The sequence below is a fragment of the Bradyrhizobium sp. 33ap4 genome (genome assembly GCF_032654765.1).
Classification (GTDB): domain Bacteria; phylum Pseudomonadota; class Alphaproteobacteria; order Rhizobiales; family Xanthobacteraceae; genus Bradyrhizobium; species Bradyrhizobium australafricanum.
On record NZ_JAUMTJ010000226.1, the window covers coordinates 1 to 654 of the forward strand.

Annotated in this window: 1 pseudogene; it reads right to left on the reverse strand. The window is 62.7% G+C overall.

The features are described from left to right. Nucleotides 1–473: pseudogene (locus tag Q2M23_RS43750) on the reverse strand (transposase); the annotation flags it as partial. Nucleotides 474–654 lie beyond the last annotated feature (181 nt).

Here is a 654-nt window from a genome sequence, read left to right on the forward strand (position 1 = left end):
GCTGGCGTCAGCGCCCAGTGAGCAAAGAAATCCCCCTCGCGGTCGTTGACGACGGTGATCATGCGGGCATCTGCCAGGACGTCGCGGCCTTGCTCGGCGGCCGTCACCCAGCGCGCCGACTCCTTGTCGGCCAAGGCGCGCCGCTCATGCGGGATTTTTACCTTGCCTTTGCGCGTCCAAACGTTGCCGCCAGTAAGGCCAAGACAGACCCCGCTGTCGGCATCCACCGCCATCATCGCATGCAACAGCACGCCGCGAGCATTGCCCTTGCCGACTTTGCCCAGCCCGCGCCGCCGTCCCGCCTGGGTCTGGAACTTGACCTCGCTCGTATCCTGGATCGCCAGCACATGACGCCCGCTGACCGCAGTCCGCGTCTGCGCGCTCCAGCCCTCAATCAATTTATCGATCGTGACTTGGGGGTTGTTCACAAACCGCCAGAACGCCATATTGGCAGCCCAATCGCCCCGGGCCATCTGGCGCAAGCAGACGCTGCGCGTGCAAAGCATAGCCCGGAGAAGCGTCGCCCCCTTTTGTCGAGACGAACGTCCCCGAACTCACCCAAAGACAAATCCGGCTGCATCGCTGGCGCTCCTTCGAATCAAAGCGCCAGTGAGAGAATCATACAACATGCTGCAGAGACGCCACTTCTTGCTG